Source organism: Phaeobacter gallaeciensis (assembly GCF_001678945.1).
Taxonomy (GTDB): domain Bacteria; phylum Pseudomonadota; class Alphaproteobacteria; order Rhodobacterales; family Rhodobacteraceae; genus Phycobacter; species Phycobacter gallaeciensis_A.
Window position 1 is genome coordinate 2,269,600 of record NZ_CP015124.1, and the last position, 25,833, is coordinate 2,295,432.

Sequence of the window (25,833 nt, forward strand, 5' to 3'; positions counted from 1 at the left end):
CTCCTGAGATGAGTGGCAACTGGATGCTGAACCTAGGTAGGGCTTAAGGACTCGTCAAGGTTCCCCGTGACGCTGGAAGGCCCGCGTCACAACTTCGTGCGGCAGGGGCATCAGGGTTGCATTGCGGGTCCATATCAGCGCTGTTTCGATGGTTTTACCGGGGTAGATGCGCCCAAGCGCCAGCGCATAGGCGCCCATTTGCCGCAGCAGCCCGTCGGGACAGTCGGTGACCGATTGCGGAACAGTGGCATTCGATTTGAAATCCACCGCCAGAACCCGTGCAGGCTCCACGATCAGCCGGTCGATCACCCCGTGCAGGCGGATGCCATCCAGATCGGCCGTCACGGCCATTTCGGACAGGGTGCCGGGGGCAAAGACATGCGCGAGATCGGGATTGCGCAATACGGCGCTTGCCTCCTGCAGCAGTTCCCCTTGGTCCTCGCATCCCGCCAGCAGCGCCCGGGCCAGATCCGGCCAGCGGTCCTCTGGCTGTGCGGGCAGATGTTCCAGCAGCAAGTGCAGGTTGGTGCCGCGCGCCTTGGCAGCCTCCTCGTCCAGACCCTGATCGCCAGGCAGCGCCTTGGCGCCGCCCAGATCCGATGGGCTGAGCGTCGGTTCCGGTGCGACATAGGCCGGGGCAGGCTGTGTAAAGACCTGTGGCAGGGTCACTTTCTTTGGCTCGGGGGCGTCGTGGGCGACAAACTCCAGCCCGTCCCAATCGCCATGCTGTAGCCGCAGTCCCGGCCCACCGGGCAGGTCGGCTTCGGCAGCGCCGCCGTCATTCAGAGCCCGTTCGACCATCTGGTACCAGCTGTCACCCTCTTTCGACAGCTCCCCGGCGGTCGCAACGATCAGCCACTTCTCTGCCCGCGTTAGCGCCACATACAATAGGCGCAGTCTTTCGTTCTGCTGTTTCTCCTGCGCGGCCTCGCGCGCGGTGAGCATGGCGGCGGGCATCTGGTCCTTGGGCACGCGCCACAGCGGCGCGCCTTCGGCCACGATGATCTCGGCATCGCTGGGCGGCTTGCGTTTGGCGGTATCTGGCAGGATCACGATCGGCGCCTCCAGCCCCTTGGAGCCATGCACCGACATCACCCGGATCATATCCCCGGCGGCGCCCATCTGGCGCTTGATCTCAAGATCGTCGGTCTGCATCCAGACAAGAAACCCGGTAAGGCTGGGAATATCGGTGCGTTCATAGGCCAGCGCTTGCGACAGGAGCGCGTTGATGCCGTCCTCTGCCTCTGGGCCAAGGCGGCCCAGCAGGCGCTGGCGGCCCCTGTGACGGGTCAGGATCCGCTCGATCAGATCATAGGGGCGCAGAAAATCGGTCTGGCTGCGCAGATCGTCGATCACCTGCATCGTTTCGGGGAATTCCGCCGCCCGTTCGCGCAGCGCCGCCCACAGATGGCTGCCGCCTTTGCGCCGGTGGGCAAGGTCGAACAGCATCTGTTCCGACCAGCCAAAAAGCGGTGATTTCAGCGCGGCGGCCAGCGACAGGCTGTCCTCGGGCGTCGCCAGAAACGACAAAAGCGCGGCGATATCCTTGACCGCCAGTTCGGCACCCACCTTCAGCCGGTCGGCACCGGCGATGGGCAGGCGGGCGGCCTTGCAGGCGCGGATGATTTCGGAAAACAGCTCGGACCGGCGCTGCACCAAGATCAGGAAATCCCCGGCATGTACCGGGCGGCGCTGGAATGTACCGCGGGTGGGGCCGTCCTCGGGGATGGTGACCTTGTCGTCGATCATCCGCTTGATCTCGCGGGCGATGCGTTCGGCCAGGATCACCGTATGATGACGGGCGCCGGGCCGGTCCACCGGGTCGGTCCAGTCGCGGTCTTCCTCATCATCCAGCTTTTCCACCGCAGGCCAGAGGTCCACGCGCCCCGGCAGATCGGATTTAAAGGCACGGTGCAACGCGTCCTTGTGAAAGCCGGCGCGGGGGCTGTCCTTGAAAACCAGATCGACCAGCCGCAGGATCGCCGCAGAGGAGCGGAAGGAAAATTCCAGCGCCGCATTCTGAAGCGCCGCGCCGGTTTCGGCCAGTCGGCGGCCGAATTCTTCCTGCATGCGGTCAAAGGCATCCGGGTCGGCGCCCTGAAAGGAATAGATCGACTGTTTCTTGTCGCCGACCACAAAGATCGTGCGCTCCACATCCGATCGCGCGCCGATCCCTGATGTGAACTCCTGCGCCAGTTTTTCGATCACGTCCCATTGCACCGGGCTGGTGTCCTGCGCTTCGTCCACCAGGATATGATCAATGCCGCCATCCAGCCGATAGAGCACCCAGGCCGCCACCGCCGGATCGTTCAGCAGCAGCCGCGCCTTGAGGATCAGATCATCAAAGTCGAGCCAGCCGCGCAGCTGTTTGCGCCGCTCGTATTCCGGCAGGAACACGGAGGCAAAGGCGTGCAGGTCCTCGGATTTCTGCGCCGCTGCCAGCGCCAGCCGTTTGGCACGGGCGTCCTCGACCCGCAGCATGAAAGGCTCCAGCCGATCCATCAGATCGGGGTTGTCCTTTTGCAGCTTCTTGGTCGGAAAGCTGCCGACCTTGGCCGTAAAGGGCGCCTTGGCGCTGGCGCCAGTCAGGAAAACCGACTCTAACACAGGCAAATCGGCCATTTTCGGCGTGGCGATCCCGGCGAGTTTCGCGGCAGCTTTCTGATCGTTGGTGCCGCCGGTTGCCAGCATATCGCGGGTGCGGCTCAGCAGCTCATCTTCTCCACCCAGGAACACCAACCCCTCCAGCGCGGCTGCGTCAAACCCTTCGGGCAGGTCGAACAGTTTCAGCAGACCCGCGCGATCCAGAGGCTGGGCAAATTCGGCGCGGCGCTGGCAGATGGCAGCGGTCAGATCGTCAAAATCGCTGCCTGCAACATGCCGGGCCAGCGCCTCGACCAGATGCGCCTCCGGGCCGTTGGCGATATCCTCGACGATTTCAGCGCGCAACAGTGTGGCGGCGCGGTCTTCCATTTCGGCGAATTGCGGGCTGACGCCAGCCTCCAGCGGGAAACGCCGCAACAGCGAGGAACAGAAAGAGTGGATCGTCTGGATCTTGAGGCCACCCGGCGTTTCAATCGCGCGGGCAAAGAGCGTGCGCGCCTGCGCCAGCCCCTCGCCCCGGGCCACGTCGCCTGCGCCCAGATCCTCCAGCGCTGCGCTGAGGCTGTCATCGCCCAGCATCGCCCATTCACCCAGCCGCTGGAACAGCCGGTTCTGCATCTCGCTGGCGGCGGCCTTGGTATAGGTCAGGCACAGGATGTGCTGCGGCTGCACGCCTTTCAGCAACAGCCGCGCCACCCGGTCGGTCAGCACCTTGGTCTTGCCCGATCCGGCATTGGCCGCCAGCCAAGTCGAGGCATCGGGCCGCGCGGCGCGAAACTGCGCCTCAGATGCTGCATCGCGGGGGGCGGTCATGTCAGATCCTCCGGCTTTGGCATGTCGCTGCGGTCCCATTCGCCAAAGCGCGCCAGATGATCGTAGTCGCCGGCAAAATCGTCCCGGTGCACCATGCGACGGCTGCTATAGCCCTGTTCGGGGTCGAAATAGGCTTCGATCAGTTTCTTCAGCTCAGCCCAGACCTTGGCCGGGGGTTCATCCGCCAGCGGCGCGGGCACTTCCTTGATCGGGGATTTCAGGCCGATGAAGGTCGCGCGCTCGACCCGCGCGGCGCCGTAGTCTTCAAAGGCGCCCTGTTCGGCCATGGCGGCCTCGATCAGCAGCTGTTTGTCAAAGGCGCGCTGTTGTTTGTCGGTCGGTGGATCGCCGGTTTTGTAGTCAAAGATATGCAGGCAACCGCGTTCATCGACGTCGATCCGGTCGGCCTGTCCGGTGATCTGGAAATCGAGCGGCGCAAGGCGAACTCCTCCGCTGATTTCGAACCCCGAAGGGCGCGCAGCGGCGCGGCGGGTCTGCTCACCCGCGACAAAGCTTTCGGCGATACGGGCGATCCTCGCCAGCCACAGGCTGCGGGCAACGGGCCAGGGGACCTCTGCCTGCAACTGGCTGCGGGTGCGCGCGATCAGCTCTTCCGGGGTCAGCAGCTCCGGGTTGTCGCGGCTATCGCGGATATAATCCTCAAACACCTTGTGCACCACGATCCCGCGCAACAGCGCATCGGGTTCCCGCATCAACGGGTTCAGCGGTTTCAGGCGCAGCACATGTTTGGCGTAAACCGCATAAGGATCGCGGATCAGGCGCGGGATTTCCGTGACTGACAGCTGTCGCGGACGGGCGGCAACTGGCGGGCGCGGGGCAGGGCGGCTGGCAGGTTCGCTTGGCAGCGGGACCTCCAGCGCCGTTGACCAATCCAGCCATGTCTGCCCGCGTGCGCGCATTGCCTCCAGCGCGGCGCGCCCGCCTTGTTCCGGCAGGCCGCGCAACAGGTTCATCATCCGGTTGAGCCAGCGCGAGGGTACGGTATCTGCCTCTTCCGAGCGTTTGGCACGGGTCAACCAGACCTCAGGCGCGGCCACGGCCTGCTGGAAGTCATGCGCAGAGAGACCGATGCGGCGTTCGGGCAGCAACAGCCCGGCCTGATTGCGCAACTGGCGGTTCAGCCAGGGATCGGGGCTGGCGGCCTCGGGCCAGCTACCCTCGTTGATGCCGGCCAGAATGACCAGATCGGCGCCTTGAACACGGGCCTCTAGCGTACCCCAGATCATGATCGACCCATAAGGCGCGTCGCGGTCGCGCACCTCTTCCTGCGCCAGCAGCGCGCCCAGAAGATCGGCAAAGTCGCGGGCGCTCATCTCGCCGCCGAATTGCGCGTTCTCTTCCAGATCGGTGATCACCTTCAGCGCCTTCTGGCCGGCTTTCTTGTCCCAGAGCGTGCCGCTGCCGCCCAGCTGACTGCCAGAGGCAATGCCTTCGGCGCGGGCGCGCAGGCGGGTGATCCAATCCGTCAGGGACAGGTTGCCCGGGGTGACCTGATCGGCAAATTGTGTCGTCAGCCAGTCGACCCAGCCGGGGATCAGATCGCGCGTGGTGCCAAAGGCGGCAAAACTGTCTGCATCGGGGAAGGGCGGGCCATTGCGGCGCAGCTCGAGTTCGAAATCGCGGGTATGGCGCAGGTGTTCGCCGCGCGCAGCCTCTGGCCCGTCATGGGTCAGCGGGTGTTTCAGCAGCGTCAGCAGCATGTCCGGCGTCAGCACGTGGCAGAACAGCTCGGCCACGTGGCGCAGGAAACGGCCCGGCGGAGACAGTTGCAGCGGCTGACCGGCGGAATCATCCGGCAGGATGTCCCAGCGGTCCAGCGCCGCCGACACCTGCCGCGTCAGCATCCGGTCGGGGGTGATCAGCGCCGCGGTCTGGCCATCCTCGGCGGCCTGCCGCAGACGCAAAGCGATGGTGAGCGCCTCGGATCTGGGGCTTGGCGCTTCGACAAGGGTGATGGTCTCGGCAGCGCGGTCGATATCGGTCAGCTGCGGTCCTTCGCTCATCCAGGCGTCGGTGACGGGGGCAGGGCGCAGCGCCAGCGACACCAGCCGGTTGCGGGCCGGAAACGGTGGGGTTTCATCTGTCCAGGGTTCAACATCACGCGGCGTGAGCTCCAGATCCTTCATCAGCCGGTAGAACCGGTATTGCGGGTGGTCTTCGGAGATCAGCGGATCATCAAGGCCGGACCAGACGTGATCGGGCTGGTCGAAATCGAACCCCGGCAGGATCACCGCGCCCTGCGGCAGGCGGGCGATGGCTTCCATCAGCATCAGCGTGGTACCGCGCGAGCCGGTGGAGCCGGCCAGGATCACCGGGTGTTGCGGCGGTGCGCTCTGCCACTGGTCGATCAGGTTCAGAACCACCTGCCGCTGGCGGGCTTCCTTGTCCATGGCATCGTCGTGGCGGTCGACAAAATCATCTGCGATCCCGATGAAGGCCTGCGCGCGCGCCCAATGCCCGGACATGTCCGAGACATCAAGATTGCGGATGGTGTCGGTGCTGACGCCTTCGCCCTGCATTTCGTCGATCAACGCCGCCAGACTGTCGGAGAGATCGAAAAGCGAGGCCCGCGCGGCAAGATCCGGCTGCGCGTCCAGCAGTTTCGCGATCAGCTGCGACAGCTCCAACCGGCGCCTGAGCGAGGGCAGAGCAGGTGGCAGGCCGTGCAGGGTGGCGCGCTGTGCCAGATCGGTCAGCAGCGACAGGCGTGGCAGCAGCAGGGTGGGACCTGCGTCAAACAGATCGCGCACCCGGCGCTGCATGCGGGCGGTGTTGACGATCACCTCGGCGCGGGCCAGCGCCTCGGGCGGGAGGCCAGCGCTGCGCGCGATTAGGCCGTTCACTAGCGCCCGCGGGAAATCGACACCGCAGGGCAGGGCGAACAGGCGCGGTTTGTCCTGTGGTTCAAACATCGTCATGTGCCAGCAATTGCTCCGCCAGGGTGATGCCTTCGGGGTGGCCCACATCGCACCAGTGGCCGGGATATTCGAGGGCGTACAGCCGTTTTTCCTCGATCATCGGGTTCCATAGCAGGCGGGTGGAAAAGGCGGCCTCGTTGATGCTCTGCAATCCGTCTGTCTTGAGGATCTGCACACCGCCCCAGACCAGATCGCCGCCCCATGAAATGCGCCCCGCCGCGTCGGCCGAGAAATCACCGCCGCCCTTCCGCCCCACAGCGCGCGCCAGCGGTACGCAGAGCATGAGGCCGTCCATCTGCGCGGGATCCCAAGCCGCGCGCAGCATTTCAAAGGGGTTCGGCCCAGCCCAGATCGCATCGGAGTTTGAGGTGTAAACGGGACCATCACCCAGAAGGGGCAGCGCATGGCGCAGACCGCCGCCGGTATCCAGGATCTCCGGCTGTTCGTTGCTGATCAGAACGCCCTGCGATTTCAGGTGCTCCTGCAGGATCTCTGCCTTGTAATGGGTGTTGACCACGATCCGCGCGGGCTGCACCGCGTGGGCCAGATCCAGCGTGTGGTCGATCAGGGGCCGCCCGGCAACCGGGATCATCGGTTTCGGCAGATTCCGGGTCAGCGCCTTCATCCGGGTGCCAAAGCCGGCCGCGTAGATCATTACTGCTTCGGGGGATAGCGCCGCCATTATCGCAGCCTGTCCAGGTTTTCGGGGCTGGGTGGGGGTAGATCACTGCGCAGCCAATCCGCCAGAGGCGCAAGGGCGGGGTGCTCCAACCCGCGCATGACATGGCCCCAGACGCGCGGGATCAGATCCAGATACTGCGGCTTGCCGCCTTCCTGCGACAGCCGCGCAAAAATGCCTAGGATACGCAGGTTTCGCTGCACGCCGATCACCGTATAGGCGGTGCGGAACCCGGAGGGATCGACACCGGTGACCTCAATGTAGTGATCGATCATCTGCATCTCGACCCCGGCGGGCACATCGCGGCGGGCGTCCTGCAGGAGCGAGACCAGATCATAGGCCGGATGACCGGTGCGGGCGTCCTGAAAATCGATGACGCCGACGCGGGCGATCCCGTCCCGATCCGGCAGCCACAGCAGGTTCTGGGCATGAAAATCCCGGTGCACAAAGACGGCGTCGCCCTTGACGCTGTGGCGCAGGATGTCTTCGAACTGATCTTCGAACCGGTTGGTCAGCACGCTGTCCTCCTGCCCGGTGATGCCGCTTCGGTAGGTTGTCATCACAAGGCTGGCCATTTCCGCCATGACACGCGGACCAAGCGGCTCCAGATCGGGCAGCGGCGCCTGATGCAGCGCAATCAGAAGATCGGTTGCGGCCCGGTAGAGGGACATTTCCTGACTGGGATCCTGTTCGATCACGCTGCTGAACAGCCCGTCGCCGAGGTCCTCAATCAGCAGGAAGCCGTGTTCTGAGTCCTCAGCCAGAATTTCGGGCGCGCTGACGCCCTGCTCGTGCAGGTATTCGGCGATCTGAACGAAGGGGCGGATATCCTCGCCCTTCTCTGCCGGGGCATCCATCAGCACCGCAGAGCCGCCGTGTGGGCCGATCAGCCGTTCATAGCGGCGCATCGAGGCATCGCCGGCCAACGGGCGGCGTTCCCAGCTGCCGTATCCGGCGCCCGACAAAAAGGCGGAGATCAGCTCTGTTCGGTATGTCATGAAAAAACTTGCTCCATCAGGGGCTGCCATCTGTCATCGCTCCACCGCAGGGTCAGCAGACGGGCATCTTCGCTATCGGGGTCCAGTGCAAATGTCAGGTGCAAAGCGTGCTGCGGCGCCAGCTCCTCCAGTCGGTCGGGCCATTCGACCAGGGTGATCGCGGTATCAAAGGCGGCGAGCAGCCCCAGTTCTTCGACCTCATCAAGCGACGACAGGCGGTAAAGATCCGCATGCCACAGCTCACCCGCCGGGACCTCGTAGGTCTGGACCAACGTGAAGGTGGGAGAGGGGACATCTTCGGGGATGTCCTGCAACGACTGGATCAGGTGGCGGGCGAAATGCGTCTTGCCGGCGCCGATGGGACCTTCCAGAAGCAGGCAATCGCCCGGGCAGAGGGCCCCGGCGATTTTCTGTGCCAGATCAGCGGTATTTTCGGCCGAAGCCAGAGTGCAGGAATGAGGACTTTTGATCATGGCGCCACAATGGCGTCAGGCGTCATGCGCTGCAAGCGGGATTGCCCCTGGGGTTGCCCGGCTTGCAGTCCTGTTCAGCTGTGATCAGAGATGGCAAAGCGTTCCTGTTCGGCGCAGGGCAGGCTGGTCTGCGGATTGCAGAAGCTGACCATGGTGGCGCCGTTCTGGATGCCGGTGACCTTGCACATCAGCGGCGTGCCGTCGCGCAGTTTCACATTTGCCCACCAGGGGTCGCGCGCATCGCTGGCTGCGACGAAATCGCGGATCTCTCCCCAAGCCGGTGTCGGGGCGCAGGTGTCCTGCCAGACGCGGCTGGCATCCATGATCGACACTTTGGCAAAGCTGGCGTCTGGGTCCATTTTCCACATCTGATGATAGGCGGCGTTGGAGAAAGTCATGCTGCCATCATTTGCAAAGACGGCGATGGCTTCGTCCATCTGGTCCATGATCGACTGGCCCATTTCCAGCTCAGAGCGGAACTGACGCGTCAGGGTCACTTCGGCGGTGATGTCCTCGAACAGGAAGGCAATGGCACCATCGGGATGCGGGCGGCCAGAGACAGAATAGACCGAACCCGAGGGCAGCGACCATGTTTCCTTGTACCGGCCTTCAGCAGCGGCCTCGAGCAGGTCTTCGAACTGGTGGCGCCAGCTGGAGTAATTCTTGGGCTCGGGCATCATACGCTGGTCGCGCAGACGGTCGAAAAAGCTCATCAGGTTGGGACGGGAGCTGAGGAAATCGGGCGGCAGCGCGGTCAGGTCGATCAGCACCGGATTGAACAGGACGAGCTGGCGGTTGCGATCAAAGATGGCCAGACCAATGGACAGCTGGGCAAAGGTTTTTGCCAGAGTCTGCACAAAGTTGCGCTGGGCGATTTCGGCATCCACCACCGCATTCACATCGACAGCGTGACACAGCCAGCCGGCTTCGGTTTGAGTGGTCGAGATATTGTACCACAGCTGCTTGTTGCTGTCGGGCAGTGGGATGGAAATCCGTTCCGGTTTGCCGCTGGATTTGGGTTCTTCAAGATCGGTGAACAGGGGCACCGACACATCCACGTCGCGGCCGCGGATTTTATGGGTAAGGTTGTCATAGGCCAGGTTGGACCAGGTGATTGCGCCTTCATCCGATTGCAGCCAGACCGGATAAGGGGCCTGATGCACGGCTGCGCGCAGGGTGGTCAGTTCCTGATCCTGCGATCTGTTCTGCTCTTCCAGTGTCGAGCGGCGCAGCTGCACGCGGGTAATACCGTCGATCCATTCACAATGCGCTTCGCGGCTTTCGGCGGATTCGGTGCCCGACAGGACAAGGGGACCGACATCTTTCAGAAATCCGGGCGATTGCGGCAGGCCGGGGTAATTGCGCGCCAGCTGGTCGCGCAGCATGTTCCAGCTGAACGCCTCGGCGTGTTCGCCAATGAATTTGCGTGCGCCCGAGGACCAGCCGATCAGGTTGGTGTCGTCAAACAGGAAGACCGCATCAGTACGCCCGTCGCTGGACAGCAGATCCTGCTCCAGCGATTTGGAGCGCGCGCCGGGAGACAGCCACCACACGGCGGCCGCGGCTGTGGCGGCGCAGAGGGTTGCCAAGATTAGCCATTCGATTGAAACGATGTTCTGCATGTTGTCCTGCCTTGCTCGCGTATCGCTTTATCAATGGTTGCTTAAAAATGGTTAAATGAAGTTTAATTGGTTGCTAAAAAGTGAACAGTTAAATTTCAATTCTCTGGTTTTTCCCGGTTGGAACGGCATTTTCGCCCTTGAGCGCGTCGACTTTGTCACGCGGCCAGGAGACTTCGACGATGGCACCCCGGCGTTCTTTTGGCAGTATTAGTCCGGGAAGCGGGGCCGATCCATTGGTAAACCGCAGGTTGGCGCCGCTGCGTTCCAGCAGGGTTTTGGCGATGAACAGCCCCAGCCCCATGCCTTCGTAACCGGGGCGTTTGCGCCGATCAGATCCGCTGCGCCGCCGTTTCATGAAGGGATCGCCGATCCGGCCCAGCATCTGAGAGGGGAACCCGCGCCCGTCGTCGCTGATCCGAACCTCGATTTTTTCGTCGTCCCAGGCGGCGTCGATCCAGACGGTGCTGCCTGCGAAATCCACCGCGTTCTGAACCAGGTTGCGCAGACCGTGGATGATCTCGGGTTTGCGCAGGATGGTGGGTTGCTGCAGGCTGCCGTCCTCAAGCGGGGCTTCGTGAAAAACGACCGTCGTGCCGCGGTCCATATGGGGTTCGGCCGCCTCGTGGATGACGGTAGACAGCGGCGCCTGGCGCAGATGCAAGTCGTCCTTGCCGGCCCGGCCCATGCTGCGCAGGATGTCGCGGCAGCGGTCTGCCTGCTCGCGGATCAGGGCTGCGTCTTCACGCAGGTCGGGGCGGTCGTCCAGCTCGTCCAACAGTTCTGCGCTGGCCAGTTTGATGGTGGCTAGCGGCGTGCCAAGTTCATGCGCGGCGGCAGCGACCACGCCGCCAAGGTCGGTCAGCTTTTGCTCACGCGACAGGGCCAGCTGGGTGGCAGAAAGCGCGTCCGACATGCTGCGGATCTCGGTGCTGATCCGGAAGGAATAGAACCCGATGAACAGGATGGCGATGACGATGGCGGTCCAGTTGCCAAAGACAAAGACATCCGGAACCCGCAGCAGGAACCCCTGTTCGGTGCGCAGTGGGATATGAAATTCCGCCATCAACGTCACCAGCATGATGGCGGTGCCGCCGATGATCAGCGTCGAGCGCAGCCCCATCATGGCGGCGGAAATCGTCACCGGCGCCAGAACCAGCAGGGCAAAGGGATTGTGCAGACCACCAGTCAGGCTCAACAAAAACGCCAGCTGCATCAGATCGAACAGCACCATCAGGAAGTTTTCGAATTCCGACAGGCGCTTGTTTTCGGGGAACATCAGGGTGGCGACAAGATTTCCGGTAACCGCGATGCCGACCGCCAGAAAACACAGCGGCAGCACCAGTTGCAGATTGTACATGTACTGCGCCACCAGGATCGCAATGATCTGCCCGGCGATGGCTACCCAGCGCAGCAGGATCAGGGTCCGCAAACGGATCCAGTGGCTGCGTTCCTGGCCATGCATCAGGCCGAATTGGGTCTCGCTCATCTGGGCCTCCTGATCTGCGGCGCATTATCACGTTCCCGCGCCGATCGGCGGTGTGACGCCGTGTGCAGTTGCATCGGCTGAGTTTCTTGATAGGTCTCGCGCCCGAAACGATCAACAACCCTTCCCGTTCGCAAAGTGTGATCACATGACCCGCCTATATGCCCTTCTTGCTGCCCTATTCATTGCTGCTCTTGCCGGCGGCACCTGGTTCCTGACCCGCCCAGGGGACAGCGATGACAAATTCGCCCAGTGCCGCAGCAGTAAGATTGCCGGTGGCGCAGACACCATTGGCGGGCCGTTCGAACTGGTCAACTCCAAGGGTGAGACGGTCACCGACAAGGATGTCATCACCGAACCCTCGCTGCTGTATTTTGGCTACACCTTCTGCCCCGATGTCTGCCCGCTGGATGTGTCTCGCAACGCCGAGGCCATCGATGTGCTGGATGAACGCGGTTACAGCGTGACACCGGTGTTCATCTCGATCGACCCGGACCGCGACACCCCCGAGGTGGTTGGCGATTTTGCCTACAACATGCATGAAAAGATGATCGGTCTCACCGGATCGGCCGAGCAGGTCAAGGCGGCCAGCCAGGCCTACAAGACCTATTACAAGAAACAGGACGGGGATGAGGACTATTATCTGGTCGATCATTCCACCTTTGCCTATCTGGTGCTGCCTGAGGACGGTTTCGTCGAATTCTTCCGCCGCGATGAGACGCCCGAGCAGGTGGCAGACAAGATCGGCTGTTTCATTGATAACATGTAACGGTGTCTGGCATTTGACCTTTGCCACCCGGCGTTTAATATCCAAAACAAGAATTTGCTGAACGAACGCGGAGGAGCGGGCATGGTCGAAGCGACGCAAAGGGACATCGGACCCGACAAATCGCTCTTGTTGGTCGATGATGATGAACCGTTTCTGCGCCGCCTGGCCAAAGCGATGGAAAAGCGCGGTTTCGAGATTGAGACCGCCGGATCTGTCGCCGCTGGCAGCGCCATCGCCACCGCCCGGCCCCCAGCGTATGCGGTTGTCGATCTGCGGCTGGAGGATGGCAACGGTCTGGATGTGGTCGAGGTGATCCGAGAAAAACGTCCCGACAGCCGGGTTGTGGTGCTGACCGGATATGGCGCCATTGCCACCGCCGTTGCTGCGGTGAAGATCGGCGCCACCGATTACCTGTCGAAACCGGCGGATGCGACCGATATCACCAATGCGCTCTTGGCCTCGGCGGATGAACTGCCGCCGCCACCGGAAAACCCGATGAGCGCGGACCGCGTGCGCTGGGAGCATATTCAGCGCATCTATGAACTCTGCGACCGCAACGTGTCCGAAACCGCTCGGCGGCTGAACATGCACCGGCGGACCTTGCAGCGGATCCTCGCCAAACGCAGCCCCAAGTAAAGGCAACCCCCAGGCGAGGACCACACATGACAGAGCATGGCGCCGGACCCGAAGATCAGCCGTTGCCCGACGGGGGCTGGTCCGAGGAGATTGAGACCCTGCGCGGTGCCTGCGTGATCCCGCCGGTCGACAGTGCGCTGGTGCAAAAGGCCGGCGTGTTGACTGCCTCTGGTGATTACTGCGCCAAGGCCGCGCTCTGGCGCAAATACCGCCCGATCACCGTGCAGCCCGACCCGCCGAGTGAGGTCAACGCAACCCTGCCGGGGCGCTGGCTCTGGGGCGGGGTGCTCTGGGCGCATTTCGGGCATTTCCTGGTGGAAAGCTCGTCCCGGCTCTGGGCGCTGCCACATCTGGATCAGCCGGTGGACGGCATCCTGTTCATCCCCAAACGCCCGGCTGTGGGCGATGAAACGCGCGGCTTTCAGCGCGAGTTCATCAATCTCTTTGCGCCGGGCCTGCCAATCCGGGTTGCGGCTGAACCGACCCGGGTTGAGGAACTGGTGGTGCCAGGGCAGGGGTTTGGCCTTGGCCATATCACTCGTGGTACCCGCAAGTTCCGCAATGCGGTGCACAGCCGCTTTGCCCGGGATGTGACCCCTGAAGGCCCTGAAAAGCTCTATATCTCCCGTTCGAAACTGGGCCTCAGTAAGGGCGGTCTTCTGGGCGAAGAGCAGATGGAAGAGCTGCTTCAGGCCGAAGGCTATGAGATCTTTCATCCGCAGGACCACAGCCTGACCGAGCAGCTGGCCCGCTACAAGGCGGCGCGGCAGGTGATCGCGGCGGATGGCTCGGCGCTGCATCTCTTTGCCATGGTAGGAAGGCCGGATCAGAAGGTCGCGATGGTCCTGCGGCGCCAATCCGGCGCCAATAATCTGCTGGCGATGAATGTAGCGCATTTCTGCAAATGCAATCCGCTGGTGATTGGCGCGCTTCGCACTGAATGGGTGCCGGTCAACAAGCCAAAGTCGAGCCGCAACAGCTTTGGCGAGATCGACCATTCGGTGATCGGCCGGGCTCTTGCCACGCATGGATTCATCTCTGCTGATGCGAAATGGCCGGTGCTGAGCGACGATCAGCGGCAACAGATCCTTGTCGAAAAGGGGCTTGGCGGCAGCGACCGTTTCGTGGAATCGCCCGAATTCAAACAGCAGCGGATCCGCGAAATGCGCCGCGCCCGTCGGGCCAGGCGGGCGGCCAAAACCGCCAACGCCTGAGGTAGTGGCCTAAAGCTGCGCCAGCAGCTCTGCATGTCGGCTGACAAAATCACGGCGCACCTCGACCGGCGGGCGCAGGTCGATAGACAGATCGCCCGTGATCTGCGGGTCGATGCGGCCAAAGAACTTGTTGGCCTCGGCCTCCGAAAACCCGGCAATCTGCACCGCCTCCATCCAGGCGCTGATCTTGTCGGCGCGCTTGATCTTGGACTTGATGGTTTTTGGCAGGGCGGCGGGCAGGCCGAAACGGACATGGATGGCCGTAGTCAGCCGCTGATCCAGATCCTCATACCCGGGACCGACTGCTGCCTTCACCGGGGATATCATGTCGCCTATCACATATTCCGGGGCATCATGCAGCAGCGCGGCCAGGCGCCATTTCACGGGCGCCTTGGGATAAAGACGGGTGAACAAGCTCTCGACCAGCAGCGAATGTTCGGCCACCGAATAGGCGAAATCACCTTTGGTTTGCCCGTTCCAGCGCGCCACAAAGGCCAGCCCGTGGGCGATATCCTCGATTTCAATGTCGACGGGCGTGGGATCCAGAAGATCCAGTCGGCGCCCTGACAGCATGCGTTGCCAGGCGCGGGCAGGTTTTGGAGGCATCGGTCGGGTCCGGCTCTTACAGAGGTTTCACCTGTGCCTAGCCGCTTGGCACCCAGCGTGCAAATCCTGAATTGCGTGGCATTTGGTCTGGGGCAACCCTCTGCTCTGGGCGGTTTCATTGCTTGTAAAGCGTTGCGGTGTTAAGTGCGTGGCCAAGTTGAGGCTGAGCCAGAATGGAGTTGCCAATGGGCACGGATTACATCGTCAAAGACATCGCATTGGCCGGGTTTGGCCGCAAGGAACTGGATATCGCGGAAACCGAAATGCCGGGGCTGATGTCCCTGCGCGCGGAATACGGGGACAGCAAGCCGCTGAAGGGCGCCCGTATCGTCGGCTCCCTGCATATGACCATCCAGACCGCGGTTCTGATCGAAACCCTGGTGGCGCTTGGCGCCGATGTCCGCTGGGCATCCTGCAACATCTTCTCGACCCAGGATCACGCGGCGGCGGCGATTGCCGAGGCAGGCATTCCGGTCTTCGCCATCAAGGGCCAGACCCTGGAAGAGCATTGGGATTACCTCGACCGCTCCTTCCAGTTCGCCGAAGGTGCCAATATGATCCTCGACGATGGCGGCGATGCGACGCTCTACGTGCTGCTGGGCGCCCGCGCCGAAGCAGGTGAGGACATCATCCCGGTGCCCGGCTCTGAGGAAGAAGCCGCGATCAAGGCGCAGATCCAGAAGCGCATGAAGGAAAGCCCCGGCTGGTTCACCAAGACCCGCGACGCGATCAAGGGCGTTTCCGAAGAGACCACCACCGGCGTGCATCGCCTTTACGAGCTGGTGAAACAGGGTCAGCTGCCCTTCCCGGCGATCAACGTCAATGACTCGGTCACCAAGTCGAAGTTCGACAACAAATACGGCTGCAAGGAAAGCCTGGTCGACGGCATCCGCCGCGCCACCGACACCATGATGGCCGGCAAGGTTGCCGTGGTCTGCGGCTACGGCGACGTGGGCAAAGGCTCGGCTGCCTCTCTGCGCGGCGCGGGGGCCCGCGTGAAGGTCACCGAAGCGGACCCGATCTGCGCTCTGCAGGCGGCGATGGACGGCTTTGAGGTGGTGCTGCTGGAAGACGTGGTCTCCAGCGCCGATATCTTCATCACCACCACCGGCAACAAGGACGTGATCCGCATCGAGCATATGCGCGCGATGAAGGACATGGCCATCGTCGGCAACATCGGCCACTTCGACAATGAGATCCAGGTGGCGAACCTCAAGAACCACAAGTGGACCAACATCAAGGAACAGGTGGATATGATCGAGATGCCCTCGGGCAACCGCATCATCCTTCTGTCCGAAGGGCGCCTGTTGAATCTCGGCAATGCCACCGGCCACCCGTCCTTCGTGATGTCGGCCTCTTTCACCAACCAGGTTCTGGCGCAGATCGAGCTGTGGACCCGCGGTGAGGAGTATAAAAACGAGGTCTACATCCTGCCCAAGCATCTGGACGAGAAGGTCGCCCGCCTGCATCTGGAGCGTATCGGTGTCAAGCTGACCACGCTCAGCCCCGAGCAGGCCGCCTATATCGGCGTCACCCCGGAAGGTCCCTTCAAGCCGGAACACTACCGCTACTGACCAGCCTCACAGCAGAACACCACAAAGCCCCCGCAAATCATGCGGGGGCTTTTTTGTTACAAGGCAGAGACCGGATCGGTGCCGGTTCCCTGCCCCCGGACAGCAAAGGCCTGGCTTTGAGGCAGGATTGCAAAAATTCCCGTTGCCCTGTCGCGTTCTGCCCTTAAGCTGATCCTGGCCATTATGTGACCGGAAGGATCCGGAGCCGGGTCCGCCCCAGAAGGGAGAAAAGACTTTGGGAAAACGTGACGACCTGATTGCACAATATGCAGATGATCTGAAAAACAAATGCGGCATGGATCCGGATATGGACCTGCTGACCAAGGTGACCATCGGCTGCGGCCCCGCGATCTACGATGCGGATGCCTCCACCGTTGCCTCCAGCCAGGAGAGCGAGCTGGAAACCGTCAAACAGAACTTCCTGATCAAGAAACTGGGTCTTGCTGACGGGCCTGAACTGATGGAGGCGATCAACAAGGTTGTCGAGATCTATGGCAAATCTGAGCGCAACAAATACCGGGCGGTTTTCTACTACATGCTGACCAAGCATTTCGGCAAGGAAGCGGTTTACGGCTAACCCCGCCAAAGCCAGTTAACACCTTTAAAATACACAGTTTGCAAACGCCCCCACCCGGGGCGTTTCGCATTTTAACGGTATTGTCGAAGCTAATGAATTGCCGAATCCAACTTCTCTGAGCTATCTATAGTTCAACCCGCCAGGAAGGCAGGAACCGAATTTCTCATACGCGTGTGGTGGCTACGGAGCACGCGGGGTGAAGGGAAGGTCCTGCATTCGCTGGGCCTTCCCTTTTTCGTTTCAGAACAGGCATTTGGACCAAGCGTCCATGAATGTGGTCCTGCGGCCCAGCCAAGGCTCAGTCCGGATCGGTTCCGCCCAGATCGCAGATGATGCGCCACTCTTCCTCGCTCACAGGCTGCACCGACAGGCGTGAGCTTTTTACCAGCACCATCTCTTCCAGCCGGGGATCGGATTTGATCTGCTCCAGCGATACCGGCGTGGTGAAGCCACGCACCGCCTTGATATCCACGCACTCCCAGCGCGGATCATCCGTGGTGCTGTCTGGGTGCGCCTCGGTGCAGACCTCGACAATGCCAACCACGGATTTTTCTTTCTGTGAGTGATAGAAGAACCCGCGGTCGCCCAATTTCATCTGGCGCATGAAATTACGCGCCTGATAGTTTCGAACGCCGTCCCATTCCTCTCCCGCGTCGCCCTTGGCATGCTGGTCCTGCCAGCCCCAAGTCGAAGGTTCGGATTTGAACAGCCAATAGGCCATCAGCCGACGACCTTTTTCCAGGTGATCAGCTCGACCGCCTCAAACAGGCCTGCCTTGTTGTAGGGGTCATTTGCCGCCCAGGCCTCGCCCGCGGCCATATCCTCGACATCCAGAATGATCAGCGATCCGACCATTTCGCCGTTTTGATCCAGCAACGGCCCTGCCTGCGCCACGGCGCCAGTCTCTTCGATATAGGCCAGATGCGCGGTGCGATTCGCCATCCGGGTTTCCAAATGCCCGGGTTTATCGCGTGCAATCAATGCTATAAGCATTTTATTCCTCTTTTAATGGTCGTGACAGCAGTTGAGCGGTTGCGTCATGAATCGTCAAGCGGCCATCCAGCAAAGCGACAACGGTTTGTGTGATCGGCATGTCCAGCCGCATGTCCTCGGCCTTGGCGGCGGTGGCCCGGGCGGTGGCGGCGCCTTCGACGGTGATGGAGGGATCGAAACTCTCTCCCCGGCCAATGGCAAATCCCAGCCGGTAGTTGCGCGACAGGTCCGAGCTGCAGGTCAGCGTCAGATCGCCAAAGCCCGACAATCCGGCCAGCGTTTCGGCGCGGGCACCGCAGGCCAGGGCCATGCGCTGCATCTCGGCATAGCCACGGGTCATCAGCGCCGCGCGGGCGCTTTCGCCAAGGCCTGCACCGATCACCGCGCCGCAGGCGATGGCGATCACGTTCTTCAGGGCACCGCCCAACTCGGCGCCCACCGTATCCGTAGTGCGATAAAGCCGTAGGTTTGCTGTGGTCAGCTGCTCCTGCAGGGACAATCCCAGCGCAGGGTCTTCGCAGGCCAGCGTCAGTGCCGTGGGCAACCCGCGCGCGATATCGGCGGCAAAGCTGGGGCCGGTCAGCAGGGCGGCTTGTGCCTCTGGCAGGCAATCCCGGATCACCGAAACCGGTCCCATCCCGGTGCTGAGTTCGATCCCCTTGCAGCAGGCCACCAGAGCCTTGCCCGCCAGCGCATCGCCTTCGGCCATCAGCAGCCCGCGCAATTGCTGCATCGGAACGGACAGCAGGATGGTGTCACTTTCCGCCGCTTCGGCCAAATCCGAGGTGACGGTCAACTCTGGCGGCAGATCCACGCCGGGCAGGCGGGCCACATTGCGGCGGCTGGTCTGCATCTGCTCGGCATGGGCGTTATTGCGCGCCCAAAGCGTGACGGGCCCATTGCCCGCCAGAGAAATCGCCAGCGCCGTGCCAAAGGCGCCCGCGCCCAGGACCGAAACACTCATGCCTTGGCCCCCTTTTTACCCGAGCCAAGCAGCGCGGGGCTGCTCTGATCCAGCGGCCAGCGCGGCCGGGCGGTCAGGTCCAACCCGTCGCGCGCACCAGATCGGAACCGCTCTAGCCCGGCATAGGCGATCATCGCGGCATTGTCGGTGCACAGGCGCAGGGGCGGCGCGGTGAACTCGGCGCCTGCTTCGGCGCAAACATCCTGCAGTGCGGCGCGAATGGCGGTATTGGCCGCAACCCCCCCGGCCACAGCCACGGTCGGGGATGCCGGGTTTTCATCCAGATAAAGGCGCAAGGCGCGGCGGGTCTTCTCGGCCAGGGTATCGACCACGGCGGCCTGAAACCCGGCGCAAAGGTCGGCGCGGTCCTGCCGTGTCAGCCCGCCTTTTTCCGCAACGATCTGATCGCGCATCCGCATCAGCGCGGTTTTCAGCCCCGAGAATGACAGGTTGCAATCGGGCCGGTCCAGCAGCGGGCGCGGAAAGCGGAACCGTTTGGGATCGCCATTTTCCGCCTCTGCCTGCACCGAGGGGCCGCCGGGCTGCGGCAGGCCCAAAAGGCGCGCGGTCTTGTCAAAGGCTTCGCCCGGAGCATCGTCGATGGTGCCGCCCAGACGGGTGAAATCCTCTGGTCCGCGCACGATCAGATACTGGCAATGCCCGCCGGACACCAGCAGCATCAGATAGGGAAAGGCAATGCCATCGGTCAGCCGCGGCGTCAGCGCATGGCCCGCCAGGTGGTTCACACCGATCAGCGGCAGGCCGGTGGCGGCGGCAATCCCCTTGGCGCACATCACGCCGGACATCACCCCACCAATCAGCCCCGGCCCGGCGGTGACGGCCACCGCGTCTAGGTCTTTCAGGGTGACACCGGCCTCTTTCAAGGCTTCAATCACGCAGATATCCAGCTTTTCCGCATGCGCCCGCGCCGCGATTTCCGGCACCACCCCGCCATAGGCGCTGTGCAGCTCGGTCTGGCCAAAAACCACCGACGACAGGACCTCGGCCGGGGTATCTCCGGTCTGGCGCACCACCGCCGCTGCTGTATCGTCGCAGCTGCTTTCCAGCCCAAGGATCGTCAGGGTTTGTGTCATCGTGCTACCATTGCATCAGGTTGGCGCCGGGGCTACCACCTATGACAGGTGCAAACAATCCCGGGAGCGCGATGTGACGGATCCGAAGACCGGCCCTGCCGTGGGTTTGCTGATGACGCGGCCGCTGCCCTCGGCCCGCCGGTTCGTGGAGGACCTGCCTGCTAAGACACGCGCAGGGCTTACCGTGATCTATGCGCCACTGATGCGGGTTCAGCCATTATCTGGCGCCTTGGAGGCAACGGATACGCAGGGCGTCCGCGGGTTGATCTTTACCTCTGCCAATGCGGTTGCCACGGCGACCGGACAGGTTTCCACGGATCTGCCGGCCTATTGTGTCGGGCAGCGCACCACGGCGGAGGCTATCGGCGCGGGCTGGTCCGCGCAATGTTTGGGCCAGACCGCCGATGAACTGGTATCCCGCCTTGTGGATATGCGCCCACCCGCGCCCTTGTTGCATCTGCACGGGCGTCATACGCGGGGTGATGTGGCGCAGCGCCTGACGGATGCCGGGCTGTCCTGCCGCGAGAAGGTGATCTATGATCAGGAGCTGCTGCCACTGAATGAAGACGCGCTGCGGGCAATAACGTCGCAACAGTCGCTAATCGTGCCGGTTTTTTCGCCACGAACTGCGCGGCATTTCGCCCAGATTTGTCCCGATGCGTCGAATTTGCATCTGATTGCGCTGAGCGAAGCCGTTGCGAAACCACTGAAAGTCTTGAATTGCAGGGACTTGCAGGTATGTAACACGCCCGATGCAGATGCGATGAGTACACTGGTCCGTGATGCCGCAGATGCTTTGGCGCGGGTTGAGGGTCCCGCGCACGGGAAGTAATGTCGCGCTTGGGGTTGAGCGCCAGCACCGCAGGATTCAAGCATGAGTCGCAGCGGTGAGAATTGAGGGAGATGCCGACGTGGCTGACAAGAAAACTTCGGATGATGTGACCGGGTCGGACGCCAATGATGTGACGGCATCAGAGGTGACTGAGGTCGAAACCCCGGAACCGGTTGACTCGCAAGAAGAAAGCCCGGCGGACACTTCCGAAGCCGAAGCCGAAGCCGAAGCCGAAGCCGAAGCCGAAGCCGAAGCCGAAGCCGAAGCCGAAGCCGAAGCCGAAGCCGAAGCCGAAGCCGAAGCCGAAGCCGAAGCATCGAGCGAGACGGACGCAGACGCAGACGCAGAAACCCCTGAACCGGCGCCCGCCGAACCGCAACAGGTGATCGAACGCGTTGTCGAAAAACGCGGTGGCTTTGGCTCAGCCGTCCTTGGCGGAGCTGTTGCTGCTGTCATCGGATTTGCCCTGGGGCAAGGCGGCGTTTTGAACAGCATCCTGCCGCCCAGCCTGCGCCCGGCCAGTGTTGATGTCACCGCGATCGAAGCAGAGCAGGCCGCTTTGCGTTCGGATCTGTCGGCGCTGAAAACGCAAGTCGAGGGGATCTCCATTCCCAATCTCGCGCCGCTTTCGCAGCGTATCGACGCTGTCGAAGGCACCGTTGGTGATCTCTCCGCACCGCAAAGTGACGCGCTTGAGGCCGAGATTAGCGCGCTTGTGGAGCGTTTGACTGCGCTAGAACAACGCCCGGTGGCCGATGCCGGATCGCCAGAAGCCATCGCTGCGGTGGATGCCCAGCTTGCCAAATTGCAGGACAGCCTGGCGGCACAGCGCGCCGAGGTTGAACAGATGCTCGCCGAGGCCCGCCAGATGGATCAGGCCAGCGCCGAGGCCGCCCGTATCGCCAGCGCCCAGACCGTGCTGGCCCGTCTGCGCTCCAGCCTCGATAGCGGCGCCAGCTACGCGGGGCTTGTCGACGAGTTGGCAGCCCTTGATGTTACCGTGCCAGAGGCGCTGACCTCCCCTGCCGACAGCGGTGTGGCAACGCTCACCGGCTTGGCCGATAGCTTCACCCCGGCCGCCCGCAGCGCCCTTGCTGCTGCGCGGGAAGAGACCAAGGGGACCGGCGGCGTGATGGATTATCTCAAACGTCACCTCGGCGCGCGCTCGGTTGCGCCGCGCGAAGGCGACGATCCGGATGCGGTCTTGTCCCGCGTCGGGGCGTTGGTGGATCAGGGCAAGATTGCTGATGCGCTGGCCGAACTGGACGCACTGCCTGAAACCTCCCGGACCGCCCTGGCTGACTGGGAATCGGCTGCCCGCAGCCGGGTCGCTGCGGTTGCCGCAGCGGATGAACTGGCCCAAAGCCTGAACGCGAAATAAGGACCCTGCCATGCTCTGGTCATTGCTGAAAATCCTCGTCTTTGTTGCAATCGTCGCGCTGCTGGCTCTGGGTGCGGGGATCCTGATGGAAACCGCCGGGGGCGTGCAGATCACCGTTGCAGGCACTGAATACACCCTTGGCGCGCTGCAATCCGTGATGGCGCTGGTTGCGCTGGTCGTGATCGTCTGGCTGTTCTTTAAACTGCTGTCGCTGCTGATCGCCACGCTGAAGTTCCTGAATGGCGATGAAACCGCCCTGTCGCGCTATTTCGACAAGGGACGTGAGGCAAAGGGATATCAGGCGCTGTCTGACGGGCTGATGGCGCTGGCCTCGGGCGAGGGGCGTCTGGCGCTGGCCAAGGCATCGCGTGCCGAACGCTATCTGGAGAAACCCGAACTCACCGATCTTCTGACCGCGCAGGCGGCCGAAATGGCTGGCGATACCAAAAAGGCCGCTGCCGCCTATAAACGGCTTCTGGGCAATCAGAACACCCGGTTTGTCGGCATTCGCGGCATCATGAAGCAGAAGCTGTCCGACGGTGATACCGACACCGCCCGGCAACTGGCCGAAAAGGCATTGGCGCTGCGCCCGAAACACGAAGAGGTACAGGATACGCTGCTGCAACTGCAGGCCCGCGCCGAGGATTGGGCGGGGGCGCGCAAGACGCTTGCGACCAAGCTGAAGACCGGCACCCTGCCCCGCGATGTGTTCAAACGGCGCGATGCGGTGCTGGCGCTTTCGGCCTCCCAAGGGGTGATCGAGGAAGGCGCAACCGTGGAGCAGCGCGAACAGGCCATCGAGGCCAACCGCCTGTCGCCCGATCTCGTGCCTGCCGCCGCTATGGCCGCGCGAGCCTATATCGCCAAGGGCAAGACCCGCAATGCTGTCCGGGTTCTGAAAAAAGCCTGGGAGGCACAGCCGCACCCCGACCTGGCGCATGCCTTTGCCGAAATCGAGCCGACAGAAACCGCCGCCGAGCGGGTCAAGCGCTTTGGCCAGCTGGCGCGCCTGAAACCGCATGACGACGAAACTCGCTTGGTGATGGCCGAGTTGAACATCGTTGCCGAAGATTACCCCGAAGCCCGCCGGGCCCTGGGCGATCTGGCCGAACGGGCGCCGGATGCACGCGCCCTCACTTTGATGGCCGCGATTGAGCGGGGCGAAGGTGCCCCGGATGCGGTGGTTCAGGGCTGGCTGACCCGCGCGCTGACCGCGCCGCGGGGTCCACAATGGGTCTGCGAGAACTGCAACCACATTCACGCGGAATGGGCGCCGGTCTGCGAACATTGCACCAGCTTTGACACGCTCAGCTGGAAGCGCCCCGAAACCGCTGAATTCGCCAGCGCAACGGGCGCCCACATGCTGCCGCTGATCACCGGCGCGGCGAAACCTGCCTTAGCCCCGGAGGCCGGGGATATCCCCGAAGCGGAATTGATCGATGCCGATGCGCCTGACAATTCCGACGATGTCAGCGCAGCGGATGACCGGGCCGAGGACGATCAGAACGCTGAGCCGGAAAACGGCGACACGGAGCACGCTGAAGACGTGGCCGAAAAAGACGCCAAGTAACCACCAGACTGTGCGGCCCGGCGCCGCACAGCCGGATCTGACCCATGATCTGCCTTCTCTCGTGTTCAGCTGGGTGAGACGGCAGAGACCTTTCGCCTGAAAGAGCCCCAAGAGGCTCTGAACATGCAAAACTGATGCTTGCCGTGCCAACGGTGCCTGTAACGGGAATAGAACAACCGTCTTGGGGCACCACCTCTCCATCCAAGGCATTGTTTTGCATCAGTTTTTTGACTGATCAAGACGAGGCGTAGAAACGCTAGAAGGCATTTGTGCTGTTCAGTAGTCACTCTTTAACAGAATGGAACCAAGCGGCGTCACTAGCCACCCTTCGCGACGCTTCTTATGCCTGCTGCCGCCAAAGCCTGCATTCCAACCGATGTGTCGTTCAGGCCTATAGATCCGCTCTATCTGGTAAGCAGCATACCATGGCAAATCAGTATGCAAGGGCCGCCACTCTATTTCTTCAGCATGTTCGGCAAGGGCTTTTTTCAGCGCATGACAGGTCGGATTGGAATAGTGATTGGCCACGCGAGCGTGCAGCTTCTGCATGGTTACACCGATGTACCCCTCACGAAATGGATTAGCGAAGGATGGTAGATGGCCCCAGTATACCATGTGAGGTTGGGTCAGGTAGGACGGATTCGGCATAGGGATGTTTCTCCAAGAAGAGTAGATCCCGTGACCATAAGGTGATTTTAAAAGTGAATCAAATCAAGTACTTAAGGTAATTTCCGCGGTAACAGGACCGCCCCAGTTAAGGTAACTGTCAACAGCTTAACATGCTGTATTTAGCCACCTTCTCAGTATCTCTATCGGGTAGCCGTTCCCGTATCCATGACCCACGCCGTCAGTATGCCACCCCCCGATCTGATCCACGATGTCAGAAGGGCATTCCACAGCCCTTAGCCTGTCCCGCATCGAGTGGCGGAAACCGTGCATCGTGGCTCCCTTCGGCACGTAGGCCTTGAGCCACTTGTTCAGACCTGCACTAGCAGAGTTGCCGTTGGTCGTCCCCGTGGTGTTGTATCTCGGGAAGGCGAACTTGCTGTCCGTTTCCTGCGCATGGATCCTATCTGCTGCCCATTCTGCTGAGCCGACTAGGGGAACGATCCGTTTGCTGCTGTCGGTCTTGAGGCTTCTCCAGGGGTGAGGGACAATCCGAGCGACCCAGCCGCCGCTTTCATCCCGGTAGATGTCTTCCCTCAAAAGGCCTGCAGCTTCGGCCAAACGCATGCCGGTATCTGCCACCATGGCCACCAACCATCGCATTTCGTCGTCGATCACTTTGCATTTGCCCTGAACGGTGCGAATGTCCTGCACAGGGATGGAGCTACGGCCAGAAACCCCGGCGCTACGATCATAGTAGACGTTTGCAAACGGCGCTGTGGTGGACAGCCCTTCCTCTGCCACGGCGAAGTTGAAGACCGCACGGACGGTACCGAAGATCCGGGTAATGCTGCTGCCAGCCAGTCCCCGCTTGATCAGGGCGTCACGGAACTTGTTCGCGTCTGCCTTGGTGTAGCCTGTCAGGGGTTTGTCTCCGCAGACGTCGATCACGTAGCCGCAGGATCTATGTGCGGCACGGTGGAAGGTCTCAGGGCGTCCCTGACCTTTCAGGCGCAGGTACGTCAAGACAGCCTCCGACAGCGTCAGAACATCAGTCGTGACAGAGGCGTCTTCTCCTAAGAGGGGAGCCTGCCGGGTCAGACCATGCCGGAGAAGGTGTTTGCCAGGGAGTTCCGCATCCTGTGTGCGAAGATGGTACCAGTACTCGTCCAACTTGCAGGCAGCCCTGTTTGCCCGCGAGAGAGCGATGGAACGGGATCTGGTCCGCAGCGAGTAGGAGATCTTGCCCGACGAGTAATGCTGTCGGAGGTCCACCGGGATACGGCGGATGAAGTAGTAGATGCCTTCCTTCACGAAGACATGGCTGCCTGAAATGTTCTCCAATTTGTTCTACGCCTCGTCTTGATCAGTCAAAAAACTGATGCAAAACAATGCCTTGGATGGAG

The 25,833-nt window shown here is 62.2% G+C and carries 22 protein-coding genes; 8 read left to right on the forward strand and 14 right to left on the reverse strand.

Annotated elements, in window-relative coordinates:
• Window positions 1–54: 54 nt before the first annotated feature.
• The 7 genes from addA to regB form a co-directional block, all read right to left on the reverse strand.
• Window positions 55–3,417, reverse strand: coding sequence for a double-strand break repair helicase AddA (addA, locus tag JL2886_RS10875; protein WP_065272020.1), 3,363 nt, complete (start codon window positions 3,415–3,417; stop codon window positions 55–57).
• Entirely contained in the window at window positions 3,414–6,350 is a 2,937-nt protein-coding gene (gene addB, locus JL2886_RS10880) for a double-strand break repair protein AddB (protein WP_065272021.1), read from the reverse strand. Before addB ends, addA begins: the two co-directional genes overlap by 4 nt.
• On the reverse strand, window positions 6,343–7,038 hold the full coding sequence (locus tag JL2886_RS10885) for a nucleotidyltransferase family protein (protein WP_237028357.1): 696 nt from the start codon (window positions 7,036–7,038) through the stop codon (window positions 6,343–6,345). The genes addB and JL2886_RS10885 overlap by 8 nt, the downstream gene beginning before the upstream one ends.
• A complete protein-coding gene (locus tag JL2886_RS10890; protein ID WP_065272023.1) occupies window positions 7,038–8,033 on the reverse strand; it encodes an aminoglycoside phosphotransferase family protein in 996 nt (331 codons plus the stop codon). The genes JL2886_RS10885 and JL2886_RS10890 overlap by 1 nt, the downstream gene beginning before the upstream one ends.
• Complete coding sequence (gene tsaE, locus JL2886_RS10895) at window positions 8,030–8,506, reverse strand: tRNA (adenosine(37)-N6)-threonylcarbamoyltransferase complex ATPase subunit type 1 TsaE (RefSeq protein ID WP_065272024.1); 477 nt, start codon at window positions 8,504–8,506, stop codon at window positions 8,030–8,032. The genes JL2886_RS10890 and tsaE overlap by 4 nt, the downstream gene beginning before the upstream one ends.
• Before the next feature lie 74 nt (window positions 8,507–8,580).
• Window positions 8,581–10,128, reverse strand: coding sequence for a PAS-domain containing protein (locus JL2886_RS10900; protein WP_065272025.1), 1,548 nt, complete (start codon window positions 10,126–10,128; stop codon window positions 8,581–8,583).
• Between the two features lie 88 nt (window positions 10,129–10,216).
• Window positions 10,217–11,614 carry a sensor histidine kinase RegB gene (gene regB, locus JL2886_RS10905; protein WP_065272026.1) on the reverse strand — a complete coding sequence of 466 codons (1,398 nt, stop codon included), beginning with the start codon at window positions 11,612–11,614 and terminating at the stop codon, window positions 10,217–10,219.
• A gap of 145 nt (window positions 11,615–11,759) precedes the next feature.
• On the opposite strand from regB, the gene JL2886_RS10910 reads away from it, so the two are divergent.
• The 3 genes from JL2886_RS10910 to JL2886_RS10920 all read left to right on the forward strand — a co-directional run bounded on the left by JL2886_RS10910 (window position 11,760) and on the right by JL2886_RS10920 (window position 14,230).
• Window positions 11,760–12,380, forward strand: a complete 621-nt coding sequence (locus JL2886_RS10910) for an SCO family protein (protein WP_065272027.1) — start codon at window positions 11,760–11,762, stop codon at window positions 12,378–12,380.
• An 81-nt stretch (window positions 12,381–12,461) separates the two neighbouring features.
• Window positions 12,462–13,016 (forward strand): ActR/PrrA/RegA family redox response regulator transcription factor, encoded by a 555-nt coding sequence (locus tag JL2886_RS10915; protein WP_065272028.1) that lies wholly within the window; start codon window positions 12,462–12,464, stop codon window positions 13,014–13,016.
• A 26-nt stretch (window positions 13,017–13,042) separates the two neighbouring features.
• On the forward strand, window positions 13,043–14,230 hold the full coding sequence (locus tag JL2886_RS10920) for a glycosyltransferase family 61 protein (protein WP_065272029.1): 1,188 nt from the start codon (window positions 13,043–13,045) through the stop codon (window positions 14,228–14,230).
• Between the two features lie 9 nt (window positions 14,231–14,239).
• On the opposite strand, the gene JL2886_RS10925 is transcribed toward JL2886_RS10920, so the two are convergent.
• A complete protein-coding gene (locus JL2886_RS10925; protein WP_065272030.1) occupies window positions 14,240–14,836 on the reverse strand; it encodes an HD domain-containing protein in 597 nt (198 codons plus the stop codon).
• Between the two features lie 185 nt (window positions 14,837–15,021).
• Between JL2886_RS10925 and ahcY the strand changes: the two genes are divergently transcribed.
• Both ahcY and JL2886_RS10935 read left to right on the forward strand, forming a co-directional pair.
• On the forward strand, window positions 15,022–16,410 hold the full coding sequence (gene ahcY, locus JL2886_RS10930; protein WP_065272031.1) for an adenosylhomocysteinase: 1,389 nt from the start codon (window positions 15,022–15,024) through the stop codon (window positions 16,408–16,410).
• 235 nt (window positions 16,411–16,645) lie between these two features.
• Window positions 16,646–16,987: a DUF2853 family protein gene (locus tag JL2886_RS10935; RefSeq protein WP_065272032.1), complete on the forward strand. Its 342-nt coding sequence runs from the start codon at window positions 16,646–16,648 to the stop codon at window positions 16,985–16,987.
• 298 nt (window positions 16,988–17,285) lie between these two features.
• Here the strand turns inward: JL2886_RS10935 and JL2886_RS10940 are convergent, their stop codons facing one another.
• From JL2886_RS10940 to tsaD, 4 genes are read right to left on the reverse strand one after another with little or no spacing between them, the layout of a single operon-like run.
• Complete coding sequence (locus JL2886_RS10940) at window positions 17,286–17,708, reverse strand: EVE domain-containing protein (protein ID WP_065272033.1); 423 nt, start codon at window positions 17,706–17,708, stop codon at window positions 17,286–17,288.
• Window positions 17,708–17,980: a YciI family protein gene (locus JL2886_RS10945; RefSeq protein WP_065272034.1), complete on the reverse strand. Its 273-nt coding sequence runs from the start codon at window positions 17,978–17,980 to the stop codon at window positions 17,708–17,710. The genes JL2886_RS10940 and JL2886_RS10945 overlap by 1 nt, the downstream gene beginning before the upstream one ends.
• Before the next feature lies 1 nt (window position 17,981).
• Window positions 17,982–18,944 (reverse strand): NAD(P)H-dependent glycerol-3-phosphate dehydrogenase, encoded by a 963-nt coding sequence (locus tag JL2886_RS10950; protein ID WP_065272035.1) that lies wholly within the window; start codon window positions 18,942–18,944, stop codon window positions 17,982–17,984.
• On the reverse strand, window positions 18,941–20,038 hold the full coding sequence (gene tsaD, locus JL2886_RS10955) for a tRNA (adenosine(37)-N6)-threonylcarbamoyltransferase complex transferase subunit TsaD (protein WP_065272036.1): 1,098 nt from the start codon (window positions 20,036–20,038) through the stop codon (window positions 18,941–18,943). Before tsaD ends, JL2886_RS10950 begins: the two co-directional genes overlap by 4 nt.
• A gap of 73 nt (window positions 20,039–20,111) precedes the next feature.
• Here tsaD and JL2886_RS10960 point away from each other — a divergent pair, with 73 nt between their 5' ends.
• The 3 genes from JL2886_RS10960 to JL2886_RS10970 all read left to right on the forward strand — a co-directional run bounded on the left by JL2886_RS10960 (window position 20,112) and on the right by JL2886_RS10970 (window position 23,821).
• Window positions 20,112–20,870 (forward strand): uroporphyrinogen-III synthase, encoded by a 759-nt coding sequence (locus tag JL2886_RS10960; protein WP_237028358.1) that lies wholly within the window; start codon window positions 20,112–20,114, stop codon window positions 20,868–20,870.
• Window positions 20,871–20,949: 79 nt separating this feature from the next.
• Window positions 20,950–22,251, forward strand: a complete 1,302-nt coding sequence (locus JL2886_RS10965; RefSeq protein WP_165832718.1) for a COG4223 family protein — start codon at window positions 20,950–20,952, stop codon at window positions 22,249–22,251.
• A 10-nt stretch (window positions 22,252–22,261) separates the two neighbouring features.
• Window positions 22,262–23,821: a heme biosynthesis protein HemY gene (locus tag JL2886_RS10970; protein ID WP_065272038.1), complete on the forward strand. Its 1,560-nt coding sequence runs from the start codon at window positions 22,262–22,264 to the stop codon at window positions 23,819–23,821.
• 276 nt (window positions 23,822–24,097) lie between these two features.
• Here JL2886_RS10970 and JL2886_RS19450 read toward each other — a convergent pair whose 3' ends face one another.
• Together JL2886_RS19450 and JL2886_RS10975 are read right to left on the reverse strand one after the other, a co-directional pair.
• A complete protein-coding gene (locus JL2886_RS19450) occupies window positions 24,098–24,370 on the reverse strand; it encodes a hypothetical protein (RefSeq protein ID WP_133245410.1) in 273 nt (90 codons plus the stop codon).
• A gap of 225 nt (window positions 24,371–24,595) precedes the next feature.
• Window positions 24,596–25,771: a DUF6538 domain-containing protein gene (locus JL2886_RS10975; protein WP_065272039.1), complete on the reverse strand. Its 1,176-nt coding sequence runs from the start codon at window positions 25,769–25,771 to the stop codon at window positions 24,596–24,598.
• Window positions 25,772–25,833 lie beyond the last annotated feature (62 nt).